The sequence below is a fragment of the Paenibacillus sp. MZ04-78.2 genome, from assembly GCF_024213375.1.
GTDB lineage: Bacteria > Bacillota > Bacilli > Paenibacillales > NBRC-103111 > Paenibacillus_G.
Window position 1 is genome coordinate 57,103 of record NZ_JANAVJ010000008.1, and the last position, 24,764, is coordinate 81,866.

Genomic DNA, 24,764 nt, shown 5'->3' on the forward strand with positions numbered 1-24,764 from the left:
TGTTCCGCATGACAGAGCCTTTATTTATCGTATCCCGCGAGGACTGGTCCCTGCACCGCAAAGGATATCAGGATCAGACCCGCCATCAGCAGAAAGTCCGGGAAGCGATTAAGCAAAATCTGCCCGATCTGGTGACGGACGAAAGCATCATCATGTCGGACGGCAAGCAAATCGTCAAAGTGCCCATCCGCAGTCTGGATGAGTACCGTTTCCGCTATAATTACAACAAGAGCAAGCATGTGGGGCAAGGCGACGGGGACAGCCAAGTCGGCGACGTTCTAGGGGTAGACCCGCAGCACGCTTCCGGTCCGGGCAAGGGCGAGGGCGCCGGCGATCAGCCCGGAGACGACTATTACGATACCGAGGTGGAGATGGAGGAGCTGCAGTCCATGCTCTTCGAGGAGTTGGAGCTGCCGAACCTGCAGCAGAAAGAAAAGCACAATGTCACGACCAAAGAAATCGTTTTCAACGACATCCGCAAAAAAGGAATCATGTCCAACATCGACAAGAAGCGGACGATTCTCGAAAATTTGAAGCGGAACGCCACCTCCGGGGTTCCCGGCATTCATCATATCAGCCCGGACGATCTTCGCTACAAGACGTGGGATGAAATCGTCACCCCTCACTCGAATGCGCTGGTGCTCGCCATGATGGATACGTCCGGCAGTATGGGGTCCTTCGAAAAATATATCGCGCGCAGCTTCTTCTTCTGGATGACGCGGTTCCTGCGGACGAAATACGAACAGGTGGAAATCATTTTCATCGCCCACCATACCGAAGCCAAGGAAGTGACGGAAGAGGAATTTTTCACCAAAGGCGAAAGCGGCGGCACGATCTGCTCTTCGGCCTATCAGCTTGCGGTCGACTTGATCGATCGGCGCTATCCGCCGTCCCGCTTCAATATATATCCGTTTCATTTCTCCGACGGCGATAACCTGACATCGGACAACGAACGATGCGTACGGCTAATCGGCGAGCTGGTCAAGCGGGCGAACCTGTTCGGGTACGGCGAAGTGAACCAATATAACCGCAGCAGCACGCTCATGTCCGCTTACCGGAACATTCATGACCCGAAATTCGTACACTACGTGATTCGTGAGAAAGGCGAAGTGTACAAGGCGCTCAAAACCTTTTTCCCGAAGGGCGCGGAGGGGAGGATCGCCCAGTGAATGCGGATGACATCAAGCAGTTGGAGTACGCCATCGAGGAAATTACCGAGGTCGCCGGCGGCTTCGGTCTCGACTTTTACCCGATGCGCTACGAGATATGCCCTTCCGATATTATCTACACCTTCGGCGCTTACGGGATGCCGACCCGCTTCTCACACTGGAGTTTTGGAAAAACTTTTCACAAAATGAAGATGCAGTACGATTTTGGACTCAGCAAAATTTACGAGCTTGTCATCAACTCCGACCCATGCTACGCTTTCCTGCTCGACGGCAATTCGCTCATTCAGAACAAGCTGATCGTGGCGCATGTGCTGGCGCACTGCGACTTTTTCAAAAACAACGTCCGCTTCTCCAAGACGAACCGCAACATGGTCGAGAGCATGTCCGCCACGGCCGAGCGCATCCGCCGATACGAGATCGAATACGGGACGGACGAGGTGGAACGGTTTATCGATGCCGTGCTCGCCATCCAAGAGCATGTCGATCCGCTGATCACGAAGCCGTACCGCGGACGAGGCAGCGGCCGGGAAGAAACGGCGGATGATCAGCAAAAGCCTACGGAGCGCAAGTTCGGCTACGAGGATTTATGGGATTTGGATGAGAAGCCTGGAGCCAAGACCATCAACCCTAAAGAAGCCCCGGCCAAGTTTCCGCCCAAGCCGGAGAAGGATCTGATGCTTTTTATCGAAGAGCACGCTCCTTACCTGAAGGATTGGCAGCGCGACGTCATGACGATGCTGCGGGACGAAATGCTGTATTTCTGGCCGCAGATGGAGACGAAGATTATGAACGAAGGCTGGGCCTCCTACTGGCATCAGCGCATTATGCGGGAGCTCGATCTGACCGACTCCGAGACGATCGAATACTCCAGGCTCAACTCCTCCGTTGTCATCCCGTCCCGCCATACGCTCAATCCGTATTATCTGGGACTGAAAATTTTCGAGGATATCGAGAAGCGCTGGGATAACCCGTCCAAGGAGGACCGGGAACGCTTCGGTTATAAAGGCGGCGAAGGCCGGCAAAAAATATTTGAGGTGCGCGAATTCGACTCCGATCTATCGTTCATCCGCAACTATATGACCAAAAAGCTGTGCGACGAGCTCGATTTATATATTTTCGAGAAAAAAGGGCCGGAGTGGAAAATTACCGACAAATCTTGGGAACATATCCGCGACCAGCTCGTGTATTCCCGGGTCAACGGCGGCTTCCCTTATATCGTAGTCGAGGACGGGGATTTCGAGAAGAACGGCGAGCTGTACTTGAAGCATATGTACGAGGGCATCGAGCTCGATCTGAAGTATGTGGAGCGGACCCTCCCGTATATTCACCGGCTGTGGGGGAAGACGGTGTATCTGGAATCGGTCATCGAAACGAAGCCGGTACTGTTTACCTTCGACGGGAAGAAGCACAACAGGAAGTTTTTGTAAAAAATAGGGGCTGTCACTTTACATGACAGCCCCTATAGCTTGACGTTGCCGGCTATCACTCTCCGTCTCCCCGTTTGAGTGTAAGAAACAACCGGATTTTGTTCAATTCTCCAAGCCTCCAAGCAATTAGTCACCTAACAACAAGTACAAACCGACTTTGAAATCGAGAAAATTTGGACATAGTGCGGTTAGTAGAGAACATATTGCATTGCATTATCAGTCCCATGAAGTAGATCTTCAATGTCCAAGGCTAGAGGTATATCTGGATACAAAGAGGTCATGTTCTCATTTCCGATAAAATGGAACTTTCTTGTCGAGTATGAAATCATGAGTTTAGTATGTGGCAGAACAAATGAAGCCACGGTACCAAAAGAATCCGGCTTTCCACCGGTCGGTTCCCCTACCAGAATTCCATTCAGTTTATTTTTTAGAGAGATGGCTGTGCTCACCCCAGCCGAAAATGTACCATTATTGATAATTACGTACACTTTGAAATGGCTGTTTTGATTGAAGCGCAATTTTTCAATGAGTGGCTCTAGCAGGTCAGATCTCCCACCTTCATTAAATCGAAGATCGAAAACAACCTTTCTGATTTCGTGCTTCCTTAAATCATCCATAATCCTATCCGTAATATTGGCAATACTCTTTTCCTTCATTTCCAAGCATCGATTATACTTGAAATATAATGTATGACTTTTCGATAGATACTCATACCAATAGTTTTCATTTTGATTTCGCAAAAACAAAGGAACTTCTTTGCCTACTTTACTGAAAAAAACAGTATCTTCGACTTCCGTCCCAGAACTAATTCGAATTTCTTGTACTCCTCCTTGACTATTCTGGAACATAAAACGATTCTCGTGATTCCCTTGATTAAAGCCAAGTCCGTACATAAGATTAATATTCTTCAGATATTTAGGAAACTGATATGAAACCCAATATTCATTTTCATGTGGAATGATATCACGATATCTTTCCTTAACTGATGCGATAGGATAACCATTAATTCCCATCAACCTTTGACCAATTAAAAACTGAAATTCAGGAGTTGAGCTAACAACATAAATCCCACTAGAAAAATTGAACAAAGAAAAGGGGAGCAGCGAAGTCGATGTTTGCTGTACTGTTGTATGAGAATCTCCAACCAAAGCTACAAGTTCCATTAATTTAACGGTTACCTGAGATGCAGTTAAATTGGGAATTTGCGCCCTGACTTCCTCAAATTTGACATAGAATTGTTCCTTAGTCATTTTGAAAAATGCATCTGCGTGTCTAGAAGTTAGTTCATGGGAGAGAACATGCAAATCTTCTTCCCAATTCATGAATTGGAGTCTTTTTTCATGGTCTAAGGGGCTGCTGCTAGAAATAATTATGAGGAGTGATACAATTAAAAATAATTTATGAAAATATTTCCTTACCGTAGGTATAGCTTGCTCACTTTTGGATTGACCTTGTTTTTTGAAAAAGTATGAATGCCACCTTATTTTAACCAATTTGCTCTTCATAGGTATTATATTGTCACAATATATTACAAATTACAATGCAATTATTGTGCCAACCTTCGGAGTGCGGAAAATGCAAGGAACGGATAAAAAAATGTGTCCCAATTCGGGACACACTTGCCGATCCGATCTGATACAGTGATGCAAAATAGGAGCTTGGAGCCCTATTATTTTCTTAATACAAGTTGAATGACATGGGATAATCCGGTGTGCTCCTTTCCTGCCACACGCTCTTGTTCGCCATAGAAGAAATGGATCACCTCATGACCTTCGCACCAAGCAAGCATTTCTTTTGGTTCATACAGCATTTCAAGCTCCGGGGGGCCACCCGTACCATACTTTAATTGTTCCTCCGAGAATACCTCAAGCATCATAATCCCGTTAGGCTTTATCGCATTTTTCATTTTATTGAGAATCATGATCTGATCGTCTTTATGAAAATGCCCAAATACCATAATGGCGGCATCATATTCCTCATTCGGCACATCATCTTCCAAAAGGTCGATTTTTTGGGTATGTACGTCAACGCCATGCTTCTGAGCCAGTTTTTTCGTTTTTTGCAAACCGCTCTCCGCATAGTCAATGGCTGTCACTTCATGATTTCTTTTTGCTAAAAAAACAGCATTCCGGCCTTCACCCTCTGCAAACGCGATAACCTTTTGACATTGTTCTAATCGAAAAGCTTGTTGCTGAATAAATACGTTCGGTTCTTCCCCAAGTGTGACGGCTCCTGCAGCCAACCGTACCTTGGGGAATGCCGGTGCCTAGGCAAGAAGAAGCCCCCTATAATCAAGAAATTTAGTATTTTTATTTCTTTTATTGACATAAGATCCCATGATTAGTATTATATAATTGTATTATACATATTACCACAGGAGGGATTTATTTGAAAAAGAAACTTGCATCCGCTATTGTAGCTACTGCTCTGGTTTGTTCCTTCTCTACTTCTGTTTTTGCGAACGACGTTGTAATACCTCCACCTAGTAGTAAAGGAGGCGTCATAACTCCTATGCAGGTTGATAAGGAATGGGGTTCCAAAATTGACGATGAAAGGTCCACATCAGTAAGAGGTTTTAAGATCAATGACAATTATGGCCATCTGAAGCTGTATATGGTGAACAATAGTTCTCACTCGGTCTCTGTTACCTTAGAACATACGGCGAGTAGCACCGTGTATTTCACAAAAACGATTTCTGGTAATGGAAGTTTGGAATGGAAAAATTGGAATGAAGGATACAGTCAAGGCATGAAAAGTGGAGAGTACACCCTCACGTGGTCCGGTGGCCAAAATAATGCTAAAGGTGAATACTGGGGAAAAGCTGCCTCCCAAACTAGCGACTTTTAATATTGATTTTCAGCTTTGAGCAGCGATTTTGATTTCGTGGAACAATGCAAAAAAACGGCTCTTGTTCGCATTCTTGCGGCAAGGGCCGATCTTTATTTTTCTTCGTTTTATTTTCTTCTACGAATGAGGCGTGAAAAAGAACCTTCGCATATTCCCTGCCGACCTTTCCTCGGCTATTTTAAATATATGTGAGAACACAAAAAAGTCCATACCAGTCAAGTTGCTGGCCGGGACTTTTTTGTTAACTTGGTCACGGCTCGCTGTGCTTCAGCAATGTGTTTTCCGGCCGCTTGTACCGGTAGGTTTCGGCCCGTTCCGCGCGGGCCTCGTCAGGCGGGTTATAGGTCCTTTCGTGGCGATCATTTCCCTGCTGCAACGATCAAACGGTGGATCTCCTCAAACTCTGCACGGCTGATCCGGCGGAGGGCATTGGCATCGCTGCGGACGTTGGTGCTTTCTTCCTCGCGATAGTATCGATCCCCGCGTTGGGTGTACCATGTTTCAATCCGTCTCTTGCAATAAACCAGATCGAGCTCGCCGTCCAGTCTGGTTACAACCTTATGGGGGCCGTATTTTTCTGTTTTGTGCATTTCGTTTCTCCTCCCCGCGTACGCCCGCCGGCCTATTTTCGTTTCCTAGTAACCTGCAGCATGTTTTAGTTCCTGTATTATCGTACGCATACAAAGGCAACCGTATAGCTCCTCTGGCGGCTACCCTATCTTCCGCAATTAGTTGCCTAAAGGAAACTAATTTGATACGATGACAAATAGAATGCACGATATCGATAGGGGGATTCCTTTCATGCAGCCAGATCAACCCGGCGAGCTGGAGAACGCTTTGTCCCATCTCCAATGCGTGCTGGTCGCCAGGCGAACGCGGGTCAACCCGGAACAGCTCGCATGGGCGCAGTACGACATTCTGGAAATTTTGCGCATCCGCGGCCCCATGATGCCTTCGCTCCTCGGCGAAACGCTGGGGATGTCGCGGCCGGCCACCTCGAAAAATCTCAGAGTTTTAAAGGATAAGCAGCTAATTGAGCAGACGGCGCGAGAGGAAGACCGGCGGGAACAAACGACGTCGCTCACGGATAGCGGCCGAACTTTTCTGGAGCGTGCGGCCCAAAGCCGGCGCGAGGCTGCCGAAATCGCCGCCTCCGTTCTTACGCCCGGCGAGCAAAGTATTTTTGCGGAACTGTGCCAAAAGATAGCAGCCGCTCTCGACAACAAGCAGTCGCGATCCGTTTAAATATGGTTTCTATATGGAAATAAACGATCTCAGATCATCATTCTTGAGGAAGGAAGAGATCCAACCCATGAACATTCAAAGTGGCGCCCCCGACAACCGGCACGATATGATCCGCGTTACGGGCGCGCGAGAAAATAATCTGAAAAACGTGACGGTCAGCATTCCAAAGAAGCGGATCACCGTGTTCACGGGCGTATCCGGCTCCGGCAAGTCTTCGCTCGTCTTCGACACGATTGCTGCGGAATCGCAGCGCCAGCTCAACGAAACGTTTACCAGCTTCGTCAGGCATCGTCTTCCTCATTACGGGCAACCGGATGTGGACTCGCTGGACAATCTGTCTGTCGCGATCGTGGTCGATCAGAAGCGGCTCGGCGGCAACGTCCGGTCCACCGTCGGAACCGTCACCGATATTTACTCCTTGCTGCGCTTGCTGTACTCCCGGATCGGCAAGCCGTTTGTCGGTTATTCCAACGCCTTTTCGTTCAACGATCCGCACGGGATGTGTCCCAAATGCGAAGGATTGGGAACGGTGGCGGCAATTGATCTCGACCGGCTGATCGATCGGCAAAAATCGCTGAACGAGGGGGCCATCCGTTTTCCTACGTTTCGTCCCGGCGAATGGCGTTGGAAACGGTATGTTTGTTCCGGATTATTTGACAACGACAAAAAGCTTGGCGAGTATACAGACGAGGAATGGGACACGCTGCTTTACAAAACGGATATGAAGCTGAAGCATCCCGGTCCCGGCTGGCCGCCGTCCTCCAAATATGAGGGCCTGATCCCCCGGTTCGAACGGAGCTTTCTGACCAAAGAATCCGAGGAGGCCAAGACGCGCTACAAGGAAGAGTTTGACCGGATCGTCACCCAGGGCGTTTGTCCTCTGTGCAAGGGGGCCAGACTGAATCAGGAGGTGCTCGGCTGTAAGATCTACGGCAAGAGCATAGCGGACTGTACGGCCATGCAGATCAGCGAGCTCGCCCCCGTGATACGCGCCATTGAAGCACCCGTCGCCGCAACCATGGTCGACGCCATTGTCGAACGGCTGGAGCATCTGATTTCCGTCAGATTAGGCTATCTCAGCCTTAACCGGGAAACAGCCACACTGTCCGGCGGCGAATCGCAGCGGGTCAAGATGGTGCGGCATCTCGGCAGCAGTCTGACGGATATCACGTACATTTTTGACGAACCGAGCATCGGACTTCATCCCCACGACGTTCACCGGCTGAACTCCCTGATCAAGCGACTCCGGGACAAAGGGAATACGGTCCTTGTCGTCGAGCACGATCCGGATGTCATCGCCATAGCCGACCATGTGATCGATATGGGACCGGAAGCTGGCTCCAAGGGCGGCAGGATCGTCTACGAAGGCGGTCTGGCAGGTCTGCCGGCTTCCGGCACCCTGACCGGAACGTATCTCGGCCGCCGGCCCCGGCTCAAGACGCCGCCAAGACAACCGGGCGGTTCACTCGTAATCGGCCCCGCCTCCCTGCACAACCTCAAAGACGTGAGCGTCCGTATCCCGCAGGGTGTGATGACGGTCGTCACCGGCGTAGCGGGCTCAGGGAAAAGCACGCTGATCAACAAGGTGCTGCCCCGGCATTATCCGGAAGCCGTCTACATCGATCAAGGAGCCCTCCAAGGCTCGAAGCGCTCCAATCCTGCGACCTACACCGGGATGCTGGACCCAATCCGCGAGTTGTTCGCCAAGACAAATCGGGTGAGCCCCACGTTGTTCAGCTTCAATTCCAACGGCGCATGTTCGGAATGCAAAGGCCTTGGCGTCACGTATACGGATCTTGCTTTTATGGACCCGATCGTCAGCCGATGTGAGAGCTGTCAGGGACGCCGGTTTACCAATGAGGTTCTGGGCTATACGCTGCGGGGCAAATCGATCGACGAGGTTTTGGAGATGAGTGTAGCGGACGCGCGGACCTTCTTTCGGGAGGAAGCCATTCGGACGATTTTGGAGCGGCTAGGCGACGTCGGGCTGGACTACATTACGCTCGGGCAGCCGCTGAACACGCTGTCAGGCGGGGAAAGACAGCGCCTCAAGCTCGCGGCCGAACTGGAGCGCAGCGGTCAAATCTACGTATTCGACGAACCGACCACCGGATTGCATCTCTCCGATGTCGACCGCCTGATCGGCCTGTTGAACCAGCTCGTAGACAACGGCAGCACGGTGATCGTGATTGAGCATAATCTCGACGTAATCAGTCAAGCCGATTGGATCGTCGACTTAGGTCCAGGGGCCGGACAAGAGGGCGGGACGGTCATCTTCGAAGGCGTTACTGAAGAGCTTATCGAACATCCGCATTCGGTCACGGGGCATTATTTGAAGCGGCATCTCCACGATCATTAAATGACAAACCGCCTGCCGCAAAGGGCAGGCTTGGACCGTATCCGGTCAGGCATGGGAAAAGCGCTTGCGGTAAGCACGCGGGGTCAAGCCTTCCATTTTGACGAAGCAGGACGTAAAATAGGCCGCTTGATTGAATCCGACCTCTTCGGCCACCCGGGCGACCGGGAAGTCGGTTTGCAGCAGCAGCAGCTTGGCTTGCTCCAGCCGATAGCGCAGCAAATACTCGAAGGGCGAGCAGCCGAATTCCCGCTGCATGCAGCGCGCAATATACACCGGGTGAAAATTGAGCGCCTCCCCCAAGCTCTGCGCCGTCACCGATTGTTTGAAATGCTGACGCAGGTAGGACGCCGCCTGATCCGCCACTTCGGCTCCGGGAGGCGGTATTTCCGCTTGCAGCGAAGCGTTAAGCTGCTCCAGCACCTGCTGAAACAGCAGTTGATGCTTCCAGCGCGCCCAGTTGCGGTGCGACTCCTTCTCCAGCTCGCCGAGCTGCTGCATCGTCCGGTAGACGGACGTCGGCTTCAGCAGCTTGGCAAACTGGGGGAGCTGAATGGCGAAGGTTTGCATCGTGAAACTTTTTTCCTCTATCGAGACGGACGCCAGCGCCGGTATTTCCTCTTCCGTCTCTCTCCACGAGCCCGTCGTGTTGAAATGCAGCCAATAATGCGCTGTATCCGTAGTGCACCCCTGCGGCGAATAATGGTGCCGGTCAGGCCGGAGAATGATCGCGTGGCCGGCCGTAACTTCGTAGTAATCGCCGCCTTCCATAATATAAATGCAGCCTTCCTGCACGACGAGCAGATCAAACACCCCGATGTTGCGCCGGTTCGGATGCTTGCGCCCGGGCGCAATGATGCAGAAACCGCTAGCCAAATAGTGAGGCAGCGGCGGAGATGTAAATTCGAGAATTGGCATCGCTTTCACCCTCTTAGCATACGAAGTCAGGTTTGCAAATTGATAATTTCAGTTCGGATACTGATACATGCTTTCAAGTATACGCTCTATAATGTGATATGGGAATATGGCATCAGGAGGAAACGGAACATGAACGACGACAAAAAGTTTACGCTATGGGTGCTCGCGTGGCCCATATTTATTGAAATGTTTTTGCAGTTTTTACTGGGTACGGCGGATACGCTTATGGTCAGCCGCATATCGGACGGCGCCGTAGCCGTCGTAGGCATTTCCACGCAATTGTTTTCCGCCGTCACGATCTTGTTCATGACGGTCGCCAACGGGGCCGGCGTGCTGATCGCGCAGAAGCTCGGGGCCCGCAAGCCGGAAGACGCTCGGACGGTAGCCATCATGTCGATCAATATATCGGTCGTGATCGGGGCCCTGCTCAGCCTTGTGCTCTATCTTTTTGCCCGCGATATCGCCGCGCTGCTGCAGGTCCCGGCCGCTCTGCTGCCGATGGCCGATACGTATATCTCCATCATCGGCGGAGGCATGACGCTGACCGCCGCCATGGCCGCTTTCAGCACGGCGATTCGCAATACGGGGAACACGCGCAGTCCGATGTATATCGCGATCGGGATGAACGTCATTCACGTTGTGCTGAACTACGCGTTTATTTACGGCGCTTTGGGCTTCCCGCAATGGGGGCTGGCCGGTGTAGCGGTCTCGACCCTTGTCAGCCGTCTGCTGGCCACGATCGTGCTCGCCTTCCTGTTCGTGCATTCGTTCGAGCGCCGGGTCGGCTGGAAAGACTTTCTGCAATTCGACCGCCCCTTGTTCCGCGAAACGATGCAGATCGGCTGGCCTATGGGTGTATCCTCAGCTTCGTGGGTATTCTCGCAGCTGATTCTGTTTTCGTTCATTGCGATGCTCGGGGCCAAGGAACTGGCGGCACGGACTTATATGAATACGATGGAGTCGTTTTGCTTCACGCTCGGGTTTTCCATCGCCATGGCTCTGCAAATTCAGATCGCCCATCTTTTCGGGGCCGGACGGACACAGGAGGCGTACCGCGCCGCTTATCGGGGAATGTGGACGGGACTTGCGGTCGTCATGACCAATGCACTGCTGCTGTACGTCTTCGGCAGCAAGGCACTATCTCTGTTCACCGTTGATGCGGAGATTGTGGCGCTCGGGGTCGCGCTGCTCGGCTTGAACCTGCTGCTGCAGCCGGGGAAAATGATCAATATGGCCATAGGCAACGCCTTAACGGGAATCGGCGATACCCGGTTCATTATGATTACCGGAGTGATCTCGCTCTGGCTGCTCGCAACGCCGATTTCTTACTACCTCGGCATTCGGCTCGGCTGGGGCTTGACCGGAATTTATATATCGATGATCGCCGACGAATATTTACGCGGCTTTCTCGTTCTCCGCCGTTGGAAAAGCGGCAAAATGCTGCATCCGTCCGCAGCATCGCCCGGGCGTCAGACCATCTCGGCACAAAGCTAGCGTGCACGGAAAAAGACCGTCCGATTCGTCGTCGGACGGTCTTTCGTTTGGCGATAAGCGCATGGATCAAAGCAGCCGCCATGCGAACCGCCGGTCAATCCGGCTTCGGTCCGCTGCCGGACGGCTTATCCAGGTTGGCCCGCCGTCTTTTCACGAAAGCGGCGCGACCTCCCAGCAAGGCGGCGGGAATGATGGCTAAGAAGCCGATGAGATAATACCATGAGGGAACCTCGGAGTGGCCGAATGAATAATAGAAGCCGATCGCGGCCCCCACGACGCCGATAATCGAAGCATGAAAATAAGCGTCCCGCTTCGCCACCGAAGCCGATACATACCCGCCGAGCCCCGTGCAGAACATGCCGACAAGCAGGTAAATCATCAATAGCGGCGTACTTGCATACACCTTGGAAATCTCGCTCGGACCGATCTGATTGGACGTGATGTAGATCACGCCGATCAACAGCGAAGAGACGAACGAAGTGACCTGATCCACCAATATGCCGGCCAGTACGCTGCCGAAATGTACGGTTTTCTTTTCCATGATTGAGTAGGTCTCCTATGATGATGTAGTGCAATTTCTTGTACTGGTGCTGCTCCTATGCCTCCTACGTTCCAACTATACCATACTCCCATCCGGATCGACAGCGCTCGATCCCGAACCCGCATCCCTCGGCCAATGATGCTGAGGTGCAAATTTTCGGAATAATCCGCCAAATAAAAAACCAACCAAGGCTGTTATGATAACGTTATAAAAAGGAGCGATGCCTATGGAAAAACGGATGGAACCCGATGTGCCGGAAAACGCCGGAACGAAGTATCCCATTCACGGAAAACGATGGACAAGGAGAACGCTGCTTGCTTCCATTGGAATGGCGGGCGCGACGCTTGCTTGCGGAACCCTGCTCCGGCCAAACGTAAGCGGTGCGCCCATTACGCATTCGCCAAAGATCCAAATGACGATTTCATCAAGCTGATGAGCGGGTCCGTATCGGTCATGCTCCCGGTAAATCCCCCATCCGGCGCGGTCCATGCGAGTAAGCAATTTGACGTGCTGCATTCCTGGAGCAACAAGGAACTTGCCTTCTCTGTTATGCCTGCGGGCTCCGGCCTCCCGTCGCAGTGGCTGCCCGAGCATGTCAATGTCGGCACCGTCTACGCCGTGGGCAGACACCCCTCTGATCCCGGCAATCCGCTTGCCGAGATCGATTGCGTGCATACGGCTTCGGCAAGCGGCGTATCGGTCAAATCGAAGGTCAAATGGCTTGGTCCGGTTACGATTTCGACCGGCTACGACATGATGTTCCCCGTGGCTGCAGCACCGCGACTCTAGCATGCAGAAAATGTATCCGCAAGTATTCGATCGCTATACCGCCGCCGCAGGAGAAACCTACGAATCAGGCGGCACTTATTTCATTGGGGAGCTTCCGCTGACGGACCGTTTCTTTGGCTAAATCCGCGGTTTTGGCTAAGTCCTAATATCTGATCATTAACATTTACATTACTTAATCCCCCGTGATAACAAACCACGGATGCAATGTCGAGGTCTAAATACTTTTTTAAAGAGAGACGAGCTGCACTCATATCCGGTGTGGTCGGGGCATGAATTCCCCCGAGAATCCCGTTTACACTGTACATCGAATCCCCGGCAATGAGAGTCTTGCTTTGCCTTAAATAAAGGCTTATATGACCGGGAGTATGCCCAGGAGTATGAATGACGCGAATCCCGCCGCAAAACGGCAGTTCCTGACCGTCAATCAAGGTATCGTCCACTCTGCCTTTCGGAGGATTCGCAAGGTGTCCGTCTTTTAAAAGCGGTATCTCCCCCTGAATATACGGCTTATCCAGATCGTGCGCATAAACTTTAACATGATGACCGCACTCCTGCAAAATCTCGGGAAGACTGCCTATATGATCCACATCCTGATGCGTTAAAATCACAACTTTTAGTTTGTCGAACGACACTTCTACCTTTTCCATGGCCACGCGTAAATCTTCAATTTGCCCTGGGAATCCTGCGTCTATTAAAACAGCCATTTCTCGATCCCACAAAAGAATTGGGTGAATAATATTCCCATGAAAATCGAGATGAAGCATTTCTACTCCCTTTGAAATTTCCATAATATCGGGCCTCCGTAAAATTAAATTTTTACGCAAAGTAATTTTATTATGTAGGTTTAGTTGTTGTCAACATCTTCTCTATAAATCGCTTGAGGTTCCCCGCCGCTTAATTGATGTCTATTGGTCTGCACTATGCTGCCCGTCAGCTTAACAGCAGCTGCCAGTCTAAAACTTTATTATCTCTGCACAGCTATAGAAAAAAAGGCTGTCTCTCAAGTAGATCGGTCTACTTTTTGAGACAGCCCTCGTTTGGCCCATATGTTGAACAATCGCGAAACGGCTCCAAGCGTGCTAGGCGCTTGCCCCCTCCGTGCTTCGCTTACGGAACAAGCTGTCCACCGCCAGCACGCGGTTCCCGCTAATCAACAGGAGCAGGGACATGGCAAACAGCGCAAGATCGAACTCATACCCGCCGATAAATCCCTGCGACAGCTTGACGGTCAGGATCGCGCCAAGCATAATGATCGCAAACAATGCGCCAAATACGCGCACGCCCAGACCGAGAATCATGCAAATGCCGCCGATCAGTTCGATGCCGCCGACCGCATAAGCCAGAAAACCGGGCAAACCGATGCTTTGAAAGAAGCCTGCGGCTTTTTCAATCCCCGTTTGAAATTTTTGCAGCCCGTGCAAAAGAAAAGTCACTCCCAATACGATACGCACAATCAAAGCTCCCCATTCAGAAAACATTGTCATTTCACACCTTCCTCCTTGAATGAAATCTTAATTTCAGGCTGACTCGAGAACCGCTCCCTTTCATCCACCTTGCTTCATCCGATCCGCATCACCTCCTAACTACCCGACACTACTTATCGTAGTGTCCGACCGCAAAAAAAATGCGCCGGACGGAAAAATAATCCGCCTGCGCAGCGGTTCTTTCCTACTCGATTAGAGGGTGGCGAAGAAAAACATCGCGCCAAGCAAAAGCACCGCATGGAATGAAATCAAGATCAGCTTCAGCGGCAATTTGAACGGAATCTCGGATTGCGGGTCCAAAATTAACTGAATGCGGCAGTTGATCGAATTGTCTGCGAACGAGACGTAGGAAAATACCATCGTTTCCGACTTTCTGTACTTCAGGAGCTTCAGCAAGGCGCTGCCGATCTCTACGGACGAACCCAGTTGTTCAATGGCATAGTTGTCCGCAAGCACCTCGCGAACGGTCCGATATTTTTGGTGTACCCATCGGAGCAGCGGGACGTATCCCATGACCGACGAGCTGAGGGACAGCACGAACGTTTTGAGCGGATCGCCGTGCTTCCAGTGATACATTTCATGATGGATCACCGCCTCCAGCTCCCTCTCATCCAACAGCCGGATCAAGCCCGTCGATACAATAACCTTCGGGTTCAGCAGGTTCATCGTAAACGCTTGCGGCTCATCGCACGCGACGACCAGAATCGGCTCGCCGCCGCCGCCGTACTGCCCGTTCAATTCCGCCGTCATCCGTTCGTCCCGTTTGCTTTGCAAGCGCCGATATGTGCGCCACGACGCCCATTGCTGCTGAACGATGAGTCCGACGGTCAGCAGCAGAGTGTAGAACACGACGATGTCGAAGGCATACTCCACACCGTTCAAACCGTAAATTCTCGCCGTAGTGGCGCAAAATTGGATCAGGTTATGCTTGATTTCCAGCCCCAACAGCAAATGCAGCGCATACGCGACAATCTGGGACATGATCAGGCCCGACAACCCGACGCCTGTAAAGAACAGGATTCTGGAACGTTTTTCCCACATAGGCTATCTTTCCTTTTTCAGAGCTTGAATTTTTTGCTCCAGCTGCTCGATCAGCGCCGGGTCCGCTTCTTCCAGAGCGTCCAGCATATGGTTCACGACAAGCGGTCCGAATTCTTCAAGCAAATCGTTCGTCAGCTCTTTGGATTGGGTTTCGAGAAACTGCTCCAGCGATTGGGTAGGCTGAAATAGGGAGATGCGCCCTTCCGCTCTTTTGCGCAGCACGCCCTTGTCCACCAGCCGGTTCATGACCGTCATCACCGTGTTGAAATTAATCGCCTGCTCCTTCGCCAGCCTTACCTGCACGTCTTTGATCGCCATCTCCGGACCGTTCCACAGGATATGCATGATTCTCGCTTCCAGAGGTCCGAAGAAGCGATTTAATCCGCTTTCGTTCGTCTTGAATGAATGAATTTTCATGAAAACACCTCACACTACCAATTGTAATGTTCGCAAAAGACACCGTCAAGCTTACCGTTCGTTCCAACAAAAAAGCACGGCAAGGGGCGCATACTGCCTCTGTACCGTGCTTTTTCCTTTATATGCTACAAAAACTCGCGCAGCCAAGGAAGCTGCGATTCGACCTCGCTTCGGACCTCGTCCGGATCGCCCAGATCAAGCACTGCTTCCGCCAGCCTGCCCATCCCGCTCCGGTCAAGCTTCGCGATGAGCGCCCGCGTACGCGCCACGTGAACGCCGCTCATGCTGAACTCGTGCAGCCCCATGCCGAGCAGAATCGGCACCGCATGCGGCTGACCCGCCATTTCCCCACACATGCCGACCCATTTGCCCTCCCGCGCCGCCGCGCGGATGACCTGATCGATCAAACGCAGCACCGCTGGCTGAAGCGGATCGTTCAATTGGGCCAGCTTCGGATTCATCCGGTCGGCCGCCATCGTATACTGCACGAGATCGTTCGTCCCGATGCTGAAGAAATCGACCTCTTTGGCGAATCGGTCCGCCATCAGCGCCGCTCCCGGCACTTCGATCATGATGCCCGTCTCCAGATCATCCCGGAACGCCCGGCCTTCGGCCCGCAGCTCCGCCTTGGCCTCCTCCAGAACAGCCTTGGCCCGTCTCCATTCGCGGAGCGAAGCGATCATCGGGAACATGATCTTGACATTGGCCTCCGCGCTGGCCCGCAAGATGGCGCGAAGCTGCGTCTTGAACAGCTCCGGCCGGTCCAGGCAAATGCGGATCGCCCGGTAGCCGAGGAACGGGTTCTCTTCCTTCGGCAGCTCCAGCAGCGGCAGCTCCTTATCCCCGCCGATATCCATCGTGCGGATCACGATCGGCGCCTCCGGTCCGAAGGCACGGGCCGCCGCCGCATACGCTTCGTACTGCTCGTCCTCCGTCGGCAGCGAATCGCGGCCCATGTACAGAAACTCCGTGCGGTACAGCCCTACGCCTTCAGCCCCGCCGCGCATTGCCGCTTCCGCATCGACCGGCGAGCCGATGTTGGCGACGAGCTCGACGCTTGCGCCATCCAGCGTCACGGACGGGCGGTCTACAAACGCGCGGTACCGCTCGGCCAGCGCCTGCTGCTCGCTTGCTTTTTGGCGGTAAGCAGAAAGCTGCTCCTCTGCCGGAGCGACGAGCACGACGCCTTCGCGGCCATCGATGACGAGCCGCTGGCCGTCCTGCACCTGGAACAAACTCTCGCCCAAGCCGACGATCGCCGGAATGCCGAGCGAGCGGGCCAATATAGCGGAGTGCGACGTCTTGCCGCCGGAAGCGGTAACGAAGCCCGCCGTCGCTTTCGGGTCAAGCTGGGCCGTCTGCGAAGGCGTCAGCTCATCCGCGATCAGAATAAACGGCTCATCTGTCAAACGTGCGTCCAAGGGCTCATCGGCATGGCGCAGCTTGCGGATCACTCGGCGCGTCACATCGCGGATATCCGCAGCTCTCTCCCGCAAATACTCGTCGTCCAGACTTTCCAGCAGCGAGACCGTCTCGCGCATCGCTTCGTCCAGCGCCGCTTCCGCCCGGATAAGCTCCTCGCGGATGATCGTCTGAGCCTTGCCCATCAGCTCTTCATCCTGAAGGAACAGCCGGTGGCCGTCGAAAATTTCCGCCTCCTGCTCCCGGCCCCGGTCCGTCAAGTCCCGGCCAATCTCCTGCAGCTCCTCGTCCGCCCGGCGGATCGCCTCGGCCAACCGCTCCAGCTCGGCATCCGTCTCATCTGCCCGGATCGGAAAGCGTTCCGGCCGCTGCTCCTCCCGCATCACTTTCGCGACGCCGATCGCAATCCCCGGCGCCGCTGCAACTCCCTGAAGCCGCACGGTTACCCCTCCTTCCGGGGCGGCGCTTCGGTATACTCGGCCAAAATGCGGCCGATTTCCTCCTGCGCCGCTTCTTCTTGCTCCCCCTCGGTAATGAGTGTGACCGTGTCACCGTGCTTAGCGCCGATGGTGAGCACGTTTACCAAGCTTTTTGCGCTGACGCGTTTACCCGCTTTTTCCAGGAAGATGTCGCATTGCTTGTAGCGCCCGGCCGCCTCCACAATTTTTTTGGCGGGACGGACGTGAAGTCCTAACAGGTTTTGAACAATATAGTCGTTTTGCATCGCTCTGCACTCCTTGTTCCGTATAGTTTAGTTTATTTTTATCTATCTGAATGGCTGCCCGCAGGCAAAGCTACATGAGCTTCTTCATCTCGTCCTTCAACTGCTCGGATTGCGGTCCGAAAATAACCTGCACCGCGCCTTGACCGAGCCGCATCACGCCGGAGGCGCCCAGGCCCTTCAGCGCTTTGTCGTCAACCGCCGCTTCGTCCTTCACGACCAGCCGGAGCCGGGTAATGCAGGCGTCCAGTCCGACGATGTTGTCGGCGCCGCCGATGGAAGCCAACACTTGGCCCGCCCTTTGAGCGGCCGGCATTTTGCCTGCAGGAACCTTTTCTGCAGCCGGAGCCGCTTCTGCAGCGGCAGCCTCGACGACTTCGTCGTCCTCCCGGCCGGGCGTCTTCAGATTCAGCTTCACGATCAGGATGCGGAACATGAAGTAGTACACGACCGCAAACGCAAGACCGATCGGGATAATCAAGAGCGGCTTCGTTGCCAGCGGATAGTTAAGCACATAATCGATGAAGCCCGCAGAGAATCCGAAGCCGTGCTTCACGCCAAGCACATACGTGATATAACCGGCTGCCCCGGACAGTAAAGCGTGTACGACGTACAAAGCGGGAGCGAGGAACATAAAGGCAAATTCCAACGGCTCCGTAATTCCGGTCAGGAACGACGCGAATGCCGTTCCGAACAACATGGACCCCACGACTTTGCGCTTTTCCGGCTTCGCCGTATGCACCATCGCGAGCGCGGCCGCCGGGAGCGCGAACATCATCATCGGGAAGAATCCCGTCATGAACATTCCGGCCGACTTGTCGCCTTTGAAGAAGCGGTGCAAGTCCCCGTGAATCACTTGGCCTGCCGCATCCGTAAAGTCGCCGATCTGGAACCAGGCGATCGAGCTCAGCACGTGATGCAGACCGAATGGCAGGAGCAGCCGGTTGCCGATCTGGAACCCTGCGGCCCCAAAGCCGCCCAAGCCGACGATGAAGCGGCCGAGTTCGTCCAGCGCATGCTGAATCGGACCCCAGGCAATCCCGAAAACGATCCCGACAAGCACCATCGCAAGCGAGGTAATGATCGGCACGAACCGCTTGCCGCTGAAAAAGCCTAGCCAATCGGGCAGTTTGATATTATGGTATTTTTTGTAAAGGTATGAGGCCAGCGCCCCTGCAAGAATGCCGCCGAGCACCCCCATGTTCAGCTTTACGTCTTTATCGACAAGAGCCGGAAAAGCCGCGGGAATTTTGGTCAATACATTGGTCAGCACCAAGTAAGCGATTACAGCAGCCAACGACGCGACCGCGTCTCCGACGAAACCGATCGCAACGCCGACCGCGAAAATCAGCGGCAGGTTATCGAATATGGTGGAGCCGCCGGCGTCCAGAAACGGCGCGATGTACTGGTTCAGAAACCCGCCGACGCTTTCCCCCAAACGAAAGTCTTTGACGTAATCAATTTTCCCGAACCGCATCAGGATGGCAGCCGCCGGAAGAACGGCGACGGGAAGCATCAGGGATTTACCGACTTTCTGCAAAAAAGCGAGCATCATCACTCAACCCTTTCGAAAAGTATCTTGTTATTTTTTTAAAACCGCACTTAGCAGTCCCGCGTCTCCCGCGCGGACCGGCCCCAACCGGTATTCCACGGCCGATACGCTTTCTTCGCCGTTGGCGATAATGACCGGGGTAATCAGCGGATAGCCCGCTTCCTTGATACGCTCGATATCGAATTCGATCAGCGTTTGACCGGCCGTCACTTTGTCGCCCGTCGATACGTGGGACGTAAACCCTTCGCCGCGCAGCGCCACCGTATTGATCCCGATATGAACCAAGAGCTGAACGCCCGACTCGTGCTCCAGAATGAGCGCATGATTCGTATCGATCCGATGCGCGACCGTGCCGTCGAACGGAGCGATCAGCTTGCCTTCCGTCGGCTCGATGGCCACCCCTTCGCCCATATGCTTGCCTGCGAACGCTTCGTCCGGAACTTGTTCGAGTTCTACCGCCTTGCCCGTGATCGGAGATGCGATTTCCAGTCGATTCGTCTTCGTCTTGTTTGTTAGCCATTTTGAGAACATCCGTTCTTCCTCCCTTATGATGTTGACCGCTCTCTTGGAAACGCTTGAAACAGCCGGTACAAATGCATGACCATATAACCGATCTCATCCTCGGGAATGCCCGTCTCCAGCCGCTGCCCGATCAAAGAGCCAAGCTTGGAGGCCAACCGGTATTCCTCGGGGTATTCGGTTTTGAATTCGTTCATAAACGGATTGCGAACGACTTTGCCATGGGCCACCCGTTCGATCGCATGCCGCAAATGCGTGATGAGCCGCACATAATCCATGCTGTCCCGCGGAATGGGGGCGCCCAGCTCGCTTTCAACCAGCGCGACCGCTTCGTTGACCAGGTTCGAAAACTTCACCAGCTCTCCGACCGGCACGCTGGATACCGCCGAGTGAACGTGAAAGGTTAAAAATCCGATTTCGTCCTCCGGAACTTCGATGTCGAACGCCTCGCTGATCATCGCCGCCGCGCTTCGCGCAATTTCGTACTCCTTGGGAAACCACAGCTGCGTTTCCTGCAGGAACGGATTGACGATGTCCATTTCGTTCCTGAGCCGGTATACCGCGAACTGAATATGGCTTGGCAGCGCAAAGTACACCTTGTTGTTCAGCGGCTCGGAAAATTGCCCGTTAATACTGTCGATGATCCGCTCGGAGATTCGGATCACCTCGGGGTCGATTCCTTCCAACAGCGTATGATACTCGCTCATCTGATTGCGATCGTCCAGTCGAAATCGTTTTTCAATACGGGGGTCTTTGGCCTCGATCGTCCCGCTTCCTTTGGAGGAAAATCCGATGCCCTTGCCCAGCAGCACGTACTCCTTCCCGGAATCCGAATCCAACACCATAAGCACATTATTGCTGATGACCCGCTCGATTCGAAGCAGACGATTCGCTTGCATAGCCTAGCCCACCACCTTTCCTAACGTCCCGAGCGACGGCAAACAAAAAAGAGCCAAAAAAAGACTTTGATCTTAGTCTTTTCCTGGCTCATGCCCTTTTGTCGGTAACACGCCAATTTGTATTCGATTACAGTCCAATCATACCCATTTGCAAACATTTCGTCAATAGGATTTGCCTAGAATAAAAAGGGCGAATTATTGAACAAATGACAGCGGCTATCCTTCTTGACGGGGCAAGCTTTGCAGTGCCGCGTTCACAAGCAGGTCGTAGAAATCGTCGTCTTCTTCCAGCCTTTCTTCCACCGCAAGAATGTCTTCTTCCGATCCCGATTCTTTGGAAAAAATCAGGCTGTAGCTCCAATCCTTTGCATTTTTGCTGTGCAGCGTAATTTCATACGGCGCTTCATGCCCTTCATATTGAAACTCGACATGGCCTACGTAGCCGTTCTCTTTGCTGTGCGCCATCCGGCTTCCAATAATCGTTACGTTCATTCGTCAGCTCATCCCTTTCTTTTTGCCTATACACATTATCGCCTTCTTCGCTCGTTATACACCAGCCTTTTTTTATTTACGCTTTGTCCCGCAGCGTCTCCGCGGTGGATGCCACCCGGCTTACCGCACTGCCTATGTCTCCGATCGTATGTACCAGCCGGTCCATTTCGGTGCCGACCTCTTCCGTGCGATCAATGTTCATCTGCATCGAATGCACGATTTCACTGAACACCCTTCGCGCTTCCAGCGCTTCCGTACGGCTCGCTTCCACGACTTGACGCACCTCGTGAATGGATCGGACGACCCGCTCGTTGGACTTATCCGATTCGATGACGATATCCGCAATGCGCGTCAGCGTCTTCTTCGTATCGTCGGACAATTTGCGCACCTCACCGGCGACAACCGAGAATCCTCTTCCGTGTTCGCCGGCCCGGGCCGCCTCAATGGCCGCATTCAGAGAAAGCAAATTGGTCTGCGCCGCAATGTCTTGTACGATCGTGACGATATCTTTGATCTGCGACGACAGCTCGTTCAACTGCACGGTGGACTGCTGCATATGATCGGCGCGCTCGTGAATGACGACGATTTTCGCTTCCAGCGCCTGAATCTGCTCCTGCCCTGTGGCAGCCATCATCTGGCTCGATCTCGACTGTTCCGCCATCGAAGCAAAGGCTTCTTTTACATCGCTGCTCGTCTCGATTAACGTATCGACCGCCGCGTTATTTTCTTGCGTCAGCGCAGCGAGCTCCTCGCTTAACATGCGCAGATCGTTGCGGTATTTTTCATGCTGCAGCTCCCGCTGGCGCAAATTTTCTTTTTCGTACGCTTCCAGCACAAGCTGCTGCTCGAAATTGAACAGCTTGGTCAATACCCGGTTCATGGCCATCACGTCGTCCTTGTGCTGAACTTGACTGACGATAGCGTCGATAAATCCGTTCTGCAGATTTTGGAAAGCGCTTAAATACCATTTTGGCTCCAAACCGATCCGCTCGTGAATCAGGGCGATTTTTGTTCGCTTTTCGATAAACGCCCGATCCATTTTACCTTCAAGCAGCTCGGTCAAATGCCTCTTCATCGTCCGGGTCAGCCGTTCGACAGTCGTATTGTCCTGTATAATCCGGTCCAGCTTGTCCACTTGCAGCACGGCTTTGTAAAACGAATCGACAATCTCGTTGACCCGCTCCTCGATCATCGGCTTAAAAATAGCCAGTATCCGCAAATCCTCCTCCGACAAGGCGATCATCTTGAGCTGAGCTTCCAGCTCCGCATCGTTTACCTGACAGGTGACCTCAACTGCGTTCAGCTTGTCCTGCTGGATTAACGAAACATGTCCCTCCGGCGCAGCACCACCGCTTTTCCCAAACCAACGGGCAATGGTGTGAAACGGACACTTGCTCATAAAACGGACCCCCTCCTGTTTATCTGCGTCGGTCCCGAGCGCACTAAAAAAAACCGCAGCGTCACGCGCGGCTTCAAAGGGTTGGCGTTGAAGTGGCTGAATGTCACAACAATGGGCAACCTGGCGATCGTTCTTCCCGTTCGGGAAGGGCAGACCCATGGCTTTGCGTCCCTGCTTTTCAGACAGGTATGCCTTTTTTCCTTAGGTATCAGGATTATTCTACTACAGTTTGTCAGCGTTTTCTAGCAAGATTTATTTTTCTTTACCTCCAGCGGCTGCGAATTTTTTTCGACACATCCTGTACAATATTGTAAAATGAAAAAGAATAGGAAGTATAGGAGGGAAATTCGGTATGAACAAATGGTACGCCATGCTGCCGGCCTGTTTGCTGTGGACGGCGCTTGCGGCGCCGGGCTTCGCAGGCGCAGCCGATCCGCAGGTGCGCGTGTATCTGGACGGCAAGCCCATTCAATTCAAAGTTCAGCCCATTCTGGAAAATGGAACCACGCTGGTTCAATTTCGGCCGATTTTTGAAAACATAGGGCTCACGATCGGCTGGGACGAGGCTACGCGAACCGTGACGGGCACGAAGGACGACCTCTCCGTTAAGCTGGTCATCGACGATAAGGACGCTTACATCAACGAACGGCTGAACGAGCTTGAGCTTGCGCCCCGGCTGGTCGGGGGCAATACGTTCGTACCGCTGCGGTTCGTCAGCGAAGCGAGCGGCAAGGAAGTGACATGGGACGGCAACAGCATGTCGGTACATATCATAAGTCCGGCGAATTCGACGGGGCCCGGGAATTCCGGCGGAACCCCAGGCGGCGGCTCCTCCGGCGGCAACTCCAGGACTAAACCGGGCGGCGATACGGATGCCACCAAGCCCGAAAGAGGAGATTACACCTATCCGAACGGGGACAGGTATACCGGGCAGATGGTGAACGGGTATCCCGAAGGACGAGGCAAGCTGTACAACCTGGGCGGCATTCTGCTGTTCGAAGGCATGATGACGAACGGGCTTCCCGGAGACGGTCGCACCAAGAGCTACTACGAGAACGGTCAGCTGGAATTCGACGGGAATCTGAAAAACGGGGTGCGCACCGGCTCCGGCAAGCAGTTCTCTACTACAGGCTCACCGCTATTCGACGGTACCTTCTCGGTCGGCCAGCGGGAAAAAGGAACGCTGTACTACGACAACGGCGACAAATATATCGGACCTTTCGATAACGACAAGCCAAGCGGAGCCGGCAAGCTCGTCTACAAAAACGGCGATGTGTACGAGGGCGATTTCTTCGACGGCCGGCGCGAAGGCAAAGGAACCTATAAGACGACCAAGGGCGAGAAGCTGGTCGGCGATTTTAAGAACAATATGATGAACGGAATCATCTCTCATTATAACCAAAAAGGCGCCTTGCTGTCCGTCAGCGAATTTTCCAACGACGTCCTGATCCGCAAAGTCGATATGGGCAACAAGAGTACGACGTTGCCAAATACGAATTCTTGGGCGCAGCCGAACCGAGTCAAGATTGAGAACGACCGTCACCAGAAGCTCGTGGATACGATCCGGGGAAATTACAATCAGAATAGAAAGCAGTTGGATGACCAAATCACCCAAATCCGCAAGGATAACCCCGGAACCTACACCAGCCAGGCGGAATATAACAAAGCGCTGAAGCAAGCCGAGACGAAGCAGACGGATATTACGAACAGGCTGAATTCGCTCGCAGGCGACAATTCCAAGGCAGCGGAGGCGGCCAAGGCCGAGCTGAACAAGCAGCTGACGAATGTTCAGACGCTGAGCACGCAAATCCATACGAAAGGCGCGGCCCAGCAGCGGATCGAGGCGCTAAGGGATCAACTCGACTTCCTAAGAGAAAATTACAACAACGAGTTGAAAAGAGCGAACGACCAGCACTTGCAAATCATCAAGGAGCTGAAGTAATCCTGCTCAATCGTTCGTTATAACTGACAAACGCACCTCCCGCTGTTAAGCGGCTTTCAATAAATCGGACGACCCGGACAAAAAAAATAA

The 24,764-nt window shown here is 53.0% G+C and carries 24 protein-coding genes and 1 riboswitch; of the genes, 8 read left to right on the forward strand and 16 right to left on the reverse strand.

Features of this window, described 5'->3' with window-relative positions; translation table 11 throughout:
- Positions 1 to 8: 8 nt before the first annotated feature.
- Entirely contained in the window at positions 9 to 1,169 is a 1,161-nt protein-coding gene (gene yhbH / locus NLX71_RS08685) for a sporulation protein YhbH (RefSeq protein ID WP_254363217.1), read from the forward strand.
- Positions 1,166 to 2,596 carry a SpoVR family protein gene (locus NLX71_RS08690; protein ID WP_254363218.1) on the forward strand — a complete coding sequence of 477 codons (1,431 nt, stop codon included), beginning with the start codon at positions 1,166 to 1,168 and terminating at the stop codon, positions 2,594 to 2,596. Before yhbH ends, NLX71_RS08690 begins: the two co-directional genes overlap by 4 nt.
- 188 nt (positions 2,597 to 2,784) lie before the next feature.
- Here the strand turns inward: NLX71_RS08690 and NLX71_RS08695 are convergent, their stop codons facing one another.
- Positions 2,785 to 3,918, reverse strand: a complete 1,134-nt coding sequence (locus tag NLX71_RS08695) for a S41 family peptidase (RefSeq protein WP_254363219.1) — start codon at positions 3,916 to 3,918, stop codon at positions 2,785 to 2,787.
- Between the two features lie 347 nt (positions 3,919 to 4,265).
- Positions 4,266 to 4,838: a class I SAM-dependent methyltransferase gene (locus NLX71_RS08700; RefSeq protein WP_254363220.1), complete on the reverse strand. Its 573-nt coding sequence runs from the start codon at positions 4,836 to 4,838 to the stop codon at positions 4,266 to 4,268.
- A 146-nt stretch (positions 4,839 to 4,984) separates the two neighbouring features.
- Here NLX71_RS08700 and NLX71_RS08705 point away from each other — a divergent pair, with 146 nt between their 5' ends.
- Positions 4,985 to 5,443: a hypothetical protein gene (locus tag NLX71_RS08705; RefSeq protein WP_254363221.1), complete on the forward strand. Its 459-nt coding sequence runs from the start codon at positions 4,985 to 4,987 to the stop codon at positions 5,441 to 5,443.
- Positions 5,444 to 5,802: 359 nt separating this feature from the next.
- Here the strand turns inward: NLX71_RS08705 and NLX71_RS08710 are convergent, their stop codons facing one another.
- Complete coding sequence (locus tag NLX71_RS08710; protein ID WP_254363222.1) at positions 5,803 to 6,033, reverse strand: hypothetical protein; 231 nt, start codon at positions 6,031 to 6,033, stop codon at positions 5,803 to 5,805.
- Positions 6,034 to 6,244: 211 nt separating this feature from the next.
- Between NLX71_RS08710 and NLX71_RS08715 the strand changes: the two genes are divergently transcribed.
- Positions 6,245 to 6,688 (forward strand): MarR family winged helix-turn-helix transcriptional regulator, encoded by a 444-nt coding sequence (locus NLX71_RS08715; protein WP_254363223.1) that lies wholly within the window; start codon positions 6,245 to 6,247, stop codon positions 6,686 to 6,688.
- A 67-nt stretch (positions 6,689 to 6,755) separates the two neighbouring features.
- Positions 6,756 to 9,047, forward strand: a complete 2,292-nt coding sequence (locus NLX71_RS08720; RefSeq protein ID WP_254363224.1) for an ATP-binding cassette domain-containing protein — start codon at positions 6,756 to 6,758, stop codon at positions 9,045 to 9,047.
- Between the two features lie 45 nt (positions 9,048 to 9,092).
- Here the strand turns inward: NLX71_RS08720 and NLX71_RS08725 are convergent, their stop codons facing one another.
- On the reverse strand, positions 9,093 to 9,962 hold the full coding sequence (locus tag NLX71_RS08725; protein ID WP_254363225.1) for a helix-turn-helix transcriptional regulator: 870 nt from the start codon (positions 9,960 to 9,962) through the stop codon (positions 9,093 to 9,095).
- Between the two features lie 129 nt (positions 9,963 to 10,091).
- On the opposite strand from NLX71_RS08725, the gene NLX71_RS08730 reads away from it, so the two are divergent.
- The gene (locus tag NLX71_RS08730; protein ID WP_254363226.1) at positions 10,092 to 11,456 is read left to right on the forward strand and encodes an MATE family efflux transporter; all 1,365 of its coding nucleotides are present in this window, start codon (positions 10,092 to 10,094) and stop codon (positions 11,454 to 11,456) included.
- A 94-nt stretch (positions 11,457 to 11,550) separates the two neighbouring features.
- On the opposite strand, the gene NLX71_RS08735 is transcribed toward NLX71_RS08730, so the two are convergent.
- A complete protein-coding gene (locus NLX71_RS08735) occupies positions 11,551 to 11,997 on the reverse strand; it encodes a hypothetical protein (protein ID WP_254363227.1) in 447 nt (148 codons plus the stop codon).
- Between the two features lie 348 nt (positions 11,998 to 12,345).
- On the opposite strand from NLX71_RS08735, the gene NLX71_RS08740 reads away from it, so the two are divergent.
- Positions 12,346 to 12,786, forward strand: a complete 441-nt coding sequence (locus tag NLX71_RS08740; RefSeq protein ID WP_254363228.1) for a hypothetical protein — start codon at positions 12,346 to 12,348, stop codon at positions 12,784 to 12,786.
- Positions 12,787 to 12,866: 80 nt separating this feature from the next.
- Here the strand turns inward: NLX71_RS08740 and NLX71_RS08745 are convergent, their stop codons facing one another.
- From NLX71_RS08745 to NLX71_RS08795, 11 genes are all read right to left on the reverse strand, one after another.
- The gene (locus tag NLX71_RS08745; protein WP_254363229.1) at positions 12,867 to 13,574 is read right to left on the reverse strand and encodes an MBL fold metallo-hydrolase; all 708 of its coding nucleotides are present in this window, start codon (positions 13,572 to 13,574) and stop codon (positions 12,867 to 12,869) included.
- Between the two features lie 291 nt (positions 13,575 to 13,865).
- Complete coding sequence (locus tag NLX71_RS08750; RefSeq protein WP_254363230.1) at positions 13,866 to 14,270, reverse strand: DoxX family protein; 405 nt, start codon at positions 14,268 to 14,270, stop codon at positions 13,866 to 13,868.
- Positions 14,271 to 14,462: 192 nt separating this feature from the next.
- Positions 14,463 to 15,311: a M56 family metallopeptidase gene (locus tag NLX71_RS08755; protein WP_254363231.1), complete on the reverse strand. Its 849-nt coding sequence runs from the start codon at positions 15,309 to 15,311 to the stop codon at positions 14,463 to 14,465.
- Positions 15,312 to 15,314: 3 nt separating this feature from the next.
- The gene (locus NLX71_RS08760; protein ID WP_254363232.1) at positions 15,315 to 15,728 is read right to left on the reverse strand and encodes a BlaI/MecI/CopY family transcriptional regulator; all 414 of its coding nucleotides are present in this window, start codon (positions 15,726 to 15,728) and stop codon (positions 15,315 to 15,317) included.
- Between the two features lie 125 nt (positions 15,729 to 15,853).
- Positions 15,854 to 17,590: a phosphoenolpyruvate--protein phosphotransferase gene (gene ptsP, locus NLX71_RS08765; RefSeq protein ID WP_254363233.1), complete on the reverse strand. Its 1,737-nt coding sequence runs from the start codon at positions 17,588 to 17,590 to the stop codon at positions 15,854 to 15,856.
- A gap of 2 nt (positions 17,591 to 17,592) precedes the next feature.
- A complete protein-coding gene (locus NLX71_RS08770) occupies positions 17,593 to 17,874 on the reverse strand; it encodes an HPr family phosphocarrier protein (protein WP_254363234.1) in 282 nt (93 codons plus the stop codon).
- A gap of 70 nt (positions 17,875 to 17,944) precedes the next feature.
- Complete coding sequence (locus NLX71_RS08775) at positions 17,945 to 19,423, reverse strand: PTS transporter subunit EIIC (protein WP_254363317.1); 1,479 nt, start codon at positions 19,421 to 19,423, stop codon at positions 17,945 to 17,947.
- Between the two features lie 30 nt (positions 19,424 to 19,453).
- Positions 19,454 to 19,954 carry a PTS sugar transporter subunit IIA gene (locus NLX71_RS08780; RefSeq protein WP_254363235.1) on the reverse strand — a complete coding sequence of 167 codons (501 nt, stop codon included), beginning with the start codon at positions 19,952 to 19,954 and terminating at the stop codon, positions 19,454 to 19,456.
- 14 nt (positions 19,955 to 19,968) lie between these two features.
- On the reverse strand, positions 19,969 to 20,841 hold the full coding sequence (locus NLX71_RS08785; protein ID WP_254363236.1) for a BglG family transcription antiterminator: 873 nt from the start codon (positions 20,839 to 20,841) through the stop codon (positions 19,969 to 19,971).
- A 216-nt stretch (positions 20,842 to 21,057) separates the two neighbouring features.
- Entirely contained in the window at positions 21,058 to 21,333 is a 276-nt protein-coding gene (locus tag NLX71_RS08790; protein ID WP_254363237.1) for a hypothetical protein, read from the reverse strand.
- Positions 21,334 to 21,409: 76 nt separating this feature from the next.
- On the reverse strand, positions 21,410 to 22,732 hold the full coding sequence (locus NLX71_RS08795; protein WP_254363238.1) for a globin-coupled sensor protein: 1,323 nt from the start codon (positions 22,730 to 22,732) through the stop codon (positions 21,410 to 21,412).
- A 111-nt stretch (positions 22,733 to 22,843) separates the two neighbouring features.
- A riboswitch (cyclic di-GMP riboswitch) is annotated at positions 22,844 to 22,935 on the reverse strand.
- Positions 22,936 to 23,084: 149 nt separating this feature from the next.
- Between NLX71_RS08795 and NLX71_RS08800 the strand changes: the two genes are divergently transcribed.
- A complete protein-coding gene (locus tag NLX71_RS08800) occupies positions 23,085 to 24,674 on the forward strand; it encodes a stalk domain-containing protein (RefSeq protein WP_254363239.1) in 1,590 nt (529 codons plus the stop codon).
- The last annotated feature ends 90 nt before the right edge of the window (positions 24,675 to 24,764 follow it).

What these genes read in the sequence shown, in the direction of transcription:
- NLX71_RS08800 (WP_254363239.1), top strand. Translation starts at nt 23,085, where the DNA reads ATGAACAAATGGTACGCCATGCTGCCGGCCTGTTTGCTGTGGACGGCG.
- NLX71_RS08720 (WP_254363224.1), top strand. Translation starts at nt 6,756, where the DNA reads ATGAACATTCAAAGTGGCGCCCCCGACAACCGGCACGATATGATCCGC.
- NLX71_RS08785 (WP_254363236.1), bottom strand. Translation starts at nt 20,841, where the DNA reads ATGCAAGCGAATCGTCTGCTTCGAATCGAGCGGGTCATCAGCAATAAT.
- yhbH (WP_254363217.1), top strand. Translation starts at nt 9, where the DNA reads ATGACAGAGCCTTTATTTATCGTATCCCGCGAGGACTGGTCCCTGCAC.
- NLX71_RS08755 (WP_254363231.1), bottom strand. Translation starts at nt 15,311, where the DNA reads ATGTGGGAAAAACGTTCCAGAATCCTGTTCTTTACAGGCGTCGGGTTG.
- NLX71_RS08760 (WP_254363232.1), bottom strand. Translation starts at nt 15,728, where the DNA reads ATGAAAATTCATTCATTCAAGACGAACGAAAGCGGATTAAATCGCTTC.
- NLX71_RS08750 (WP_254363230.1), bottom strand. Translation starts at nt 14,270, where the DNA reads ATGACAATGTTTTCTGAATGGGGAGCTTTGATTGTGCGTATCGTATTG.
- NLX71_RS08725 (WP_254363225.1), bottom strand. Translation starts at nt 9,962, where the DNA reads ATGCCAATTCTCGAATTTACATCTCCGCCGCTGCCTCACTATTTGGCT.
- NLX71_RS08715 (WP_254363223.1), top strand. Translation starts at nt 6,245, where the DNA reads ATGCAGCCAGATCAACCCGGCGAGCTGGAGAACGCTTTGTCCCATCTC.
- NLX71_RS08735 (WP_254363227.1), bottom strand. Translation starts at nt 11,997, where the DNA reads ATGGAAAAGAAAACCGTACATTTCGGCAGCGTACTGGCCGGCATATTG.
- NLX71_RS08730 (WP_254363226.1), top strand. Translation starts at nt 10,092, where the DNA reads ATGAACGACGACAAAAAGTTTACGCTATGGGTGCTCGCGTGGCCCATA.
- NLX71_RS08790 (WP_254363237.1), bottom strand. Translation starts at nt 21,333, where the DNA reads ATGAACGTAACGATTATTGGAAGCCGGATGGCGCACAGCAAAGAGAAC.
- NLX71_RS08795 (WP_254363238.1), bottom strand. Translation starts at nt 22,732, where the DNA reads ATGAGCAAGTGTCCGTTTCACACCATTGCCCGTTGGTTTGGGAAAAGC.
- NLX71_RS08775 (WP_254363317.1), bottom strand. Translation starts at nt 19,423, where the DNA reads ATGCTCGCTTTTTTGCAGAAAGTCGGTAAATCCCTGATGCTTCCCGTC.
- NLX71_RS08695 (WP_254363219.1), bottom strand. Translation starts at nt 3,918, where the DNA reads ATGAATTGGGAAGAAGATTTGCATGTTCTCTCCCATGAACTAACTTCT.
- NLX71_RS08770 (WP_254363234.1), bottom strand. Translation starts at nt 17,874, where the DNA reads ATGCAAAACGACTATATTGTTCAAAACCTGTTAGGACTTCACGTCCGT.
- NLX71_RS08780 (WP_254363235.1), bottom strand. Translation starts at nt 19,954, where the DNA reads ATGTTCTCAAAATGGCTAACAAACAAGACGAAGACGAATCGACTGGAA.
- NLX71_RS08745 (WP_254363229.1), bottom strand. Translation starts at nt 13,574, where the DNA reads ATGGAAATTTCAAAGGGAGTAGAAATGCTTCATCTCGATTTTCATGGG.
- NLX71_RS08710 (WP_254363222.1), bottom strand. Translation starts at nt 6,033, where the DNA reads ATGCACAAAACAGAAAAATACGGCCCCCATAAGGTTGTAACCAGACTG.